The organism is Streptomyces sp. NPDC049687, assembly GCF_044465285.1.
Lineage (GTDB): Bacteria > Actinomycetota > Actinomycetes > Streptomycetales > Streptomycetaceae > Streptomyces.
Map to the genome: position 1 here is coordinate 1 of NZ_JBITLN010000036.1, position 3590 is coordinate 3590.

Below are 3590 nucleotides of genomic sequence, written 5' to 3' on the forward strand. Positions count from 1 at the left end.
GATGCGGCGTGGTGGTTGCATGAGCTGACGGAGGGTTTGGAGTTGTCGGCGTTTGTGTTGTTTTCGTCGGCGGGTGGTCTGGTGTTGGCGGCGGGTCAGGCGAATTACGCGGCGGCGAATGTGTTTTTGGATGCGTTGGCTGGGTGGCGTCGGGGGCGTGGGTTGGTGGGGACGTCGTTGGCGTTCGGGTTGTGGGATGTGAGTACGGGGTTGTCGCGGGGGTTGTCGGGGGTGGATCGGGAGCGGATGCGGCGTCAGGGGTTGCCGGCGTTGTCGGTGGGTGAGGCGTTGGCGGGGTTTGATGCGGGGGTGGCGGGTTCGGCCGTGGGTGGTGGGGTGTGGGTGCCGTTGCGGGTGGATGCGCGGGCGGTGGGGGTTGGGGGTGGTCGGGTGCCGGCGTTGTTGCGGGGGTTGGTGCGTCGTCCGGTGCGGCGGGTTGTGCGTGGTGGTGAGCCGGCTGTTTCTTCGGTGGTCTCGGTGTTGGGTGGGCGGTTGGCGGGGGTGGAGCCGGGTGAGCGTGGGCGTGTGGTGTTGGAGGTGGTGCGGGAGAGGGTGGCTGGGGTGCTGGGGCATGCGTCGGTGGCCGAGGTCGAGGCCGGGCGGGCGTTTCAGGAGTTGGGTTTCGATTCCCTGACCGCGGTGGAGTTGCGTAATGAGCTGAACGCGGTGAGCGGGTTGCGGTTGCCGGCCACGTTGGTGTTCGACTATCCGACGGCGCAGGCGGTGGCCGATCATGTGCTGGCGGAACTGGGCGGTGTCACGGATCCGGCTGCCCCGGTCGCGTCGGCTGTTTCGGTGCGGGTGGACGACGATCCGATCGCGATCGTCGGCATGGCCTGCCGGTACCCGGGCGGCGTGACCTCCCCCGACGACCTCTGGCAACTCGTCCTCAACGGTGAGGACGCGGTCGGAGAGTTCCCCACCGACCGCGGCTGGGACACCGACGGCCTCTACGACCCGGAGCCCGGAGCCCTCGGCAAGACGTACACGCGGCAGGGCGGCTTCCTCGCCGGCGCCGCCGACTTCGACCCCCGCTTCTTCGGCATCTCGCCGCGTGAGGCGCTGGCGATGGATCCGCAGCAGCGGCTGCTGCTGGAGGCCTCGTGGGAGGCGTTCGAGCGGGCCGGCATCGACCCGACCTCACTGCGCGGCAGCCGTACTGGTGTCTTCGCCGGCGTGATGTACCACGACTACGGCCTCGGCAGCGCGCCCGCCTCCACCAGCGGCGGCAGCCTCGTCTCCGGCCGTGTCTCCTACAGCTTCGGCCTCGAGGGGCCTGCGGTCACCGTCGACACGGCGTGCTCCTCGTCGCTGGTCGCCCTGCACCTGGCCGCCCAGGCCCTGCGCAACGGCGAGTGCGACATGGCCCTGGCCGGAGGCGTCACCGTCATGGCCACGCCCGGCATGTTCGTCGAGTTCAGCCGGCAACGGGGGCTGGCGCCGGACGGCCGCTGCAAGGCGTTCTCCGGCACGGCCGACGGCGCCGGCTGGTCCGAGGGTGTGGGGATGCTGCTGGTGGAGCGGTTGTCGGATGCGGAGCGGTTGGGGCATCGGGTGCTGGCTGTCGTACGGGGTACGGCGGTGAATCAGGACGGGGCGAGCAATGGGCTGACGGCTCCGAATGGGCCGTCGCAGCAGCGGGTGATCCGTGCCGCGTTGGCGGATGCGGGGTTGTCCACGGCGGATGTGGATGTGGTGGAGGCGCACGGGACGGGTACGACGCTGGGTGATCCGATCGAGGCGCAGGCGTTGCTGGCCACCTATGGACAGGGGCGGGACGGGGATCATCCCCTGCTCTTGGGCTCGATCAAGTCGAACATCGGGCATGCGCAGGCGGCTGCGGGTGTCGGTGGTGTGATCAAGATGGTGGAGGCGATGCGGCACGGTGTCGCTCCGCGCACCCTGCATGTGGATGAGCCGTCGCCGCATGTCGACTGGTCGGCGGGTGCGGTGGAGTTGCTGACCGAGGCGCGGGAGTGGCCGGAGCTGGATCGTCCGCGGCGGGCGGGTGTCTCGTCCTTCGGTATCAGTGGGACCAACGCGCATGTCATCGTCGAGCAGCCGGCTCCGGCTGTGGGGGCCGGGCGTGAGGAAGTGGCCTCGCCTTCCCGCCTCCCCCTTCCCTGGGTGATCTCCGCCAAGGAAGCGGACGCCGTGCCGGCCCAAGCCGCCCGTCTCCACGACTGGTTCGAAGCCCGACCGGAGACCGACCCGCTCGACGTGGGCCTCTCCCTCGCCACCGGCCGCGCGATGCTGGAGCACCGGGCGGTCCTCACGGCCGACGACCGGGCGGGTCTGCTCGACGCGCTCTCGGCACTTGCCGCGGACGTTGCAGACCCGGCTGTCGTCCGGGGTTCGGCGTCCTCGGCGGGACAGACCGCTGTGCTGTTCACGGGGCAGGGTTCGCAGCGGCCGGGGATGGGGCGGGAGCTGTATGAGGCGTTCCCCGTGTTCGCCGAGGCGTTCGACGCGGTGGCCGAGCTGACCGGACTTCCCCTGAGGGATGTGGTGTTCGGGACGGATGCGGAGCTGCTGAACCGGACGCGGTATGCCCAGGTGGCGTTGTTCGCGGTGGAGGTGGGTCTGTTCCGGCTGGTGGAGTGGCTGGGCGTCCGTGTCACGGCGGTGACCGGGCACTCGGTGGGGGAGATCGCCGCAGCGCACGTGGCCGGAGTGCTCTCCCTCGAGGATGCGTGTGCTCTCGTGGAGGCGCGGGGCCGGCTGATGCAGGCGCTGCCCGAGGGTGGCGCGATGCTCGCGGTACAGATCGACGAGGCTGCGGCTGTCTCGGCACTGGACGGTCTGACCGACCGGGTCGGTATCGCGGCGGTCAACGGGCCGTCGTCGGTGGTGGTCTCCGGCGACGAGAAGGCGATCATCGCGCTGGAGCAGGACTGGCAGACGGCGGGCGTCCGTACCAAGCGGCTGACGGTCAGCCATGCCTTCCACTCGCAGCTGATGGACCCGATGCTGAACGACTTCCGTGCCGTGGTCTCCCAACTCACCTTCAACGAGCCGAGGTTGGCAGGGCTGTCGCCCGAGGTGACGGACCCGGAGTACTGGGTCCAGCACGTCCGCCGTCCGGTCCGCTTCACCGACGCCGTCGCGTCCCTGCACGCTTCCGGCGTCACCCGCTGGCTGGAGCTCGGCCCCGACGCCGTCCTCACCCCCCTCACCCGGCAGATCCTCGACGACGCCGGGAACCATCTCGTCGTCCCCACCCTGCGCGCGGGCCGCGCGGAGACCGAAGCCCTGCTCGACGCCCTCGCGCGTCTGCACGTCCACGGAGTCGCAGTGGACTGGGCACCGCTGTACGAGGCCCGGGGTGCCCGCCGTGTGGAACTGCCGACGTACGCCTTCCAGCACAAGCGGTTCTGGCTGCGGGCCGCGGTCGGATCCGGCTCCGCCGATGCGGCGAGCACCGGCCTGGTGACCGTCGACCATCCGCTGCTCGGCGCGATGGTCCCGGTGCCCGACGGCGACGGCTTCACCATGACCGGTCGGTTGTCGCGGGTGACGCATGGGTGGTTGGTGGATCACTCGGTGCTGGGTGCGGTGTTGGTGCCGGGGACGGGGTTGGTGGAGTTGGC

1 protein-coding gene is annotated in these 3590 nt (G+C 70.4%); it reads left to right on the forward strand.

Annotation, left to right across the window (positions count from 1 at the left end):
• Nucleotides 1-3590, forward strand: a 3590-nt coding sequence (locus tag ACIBVL_RS43130) for a beta-ketoacyl synthase N-terminal-like domain-containing protein (protein WP_399106751.1), incomplete at both ends; no start/stop codon positions are given.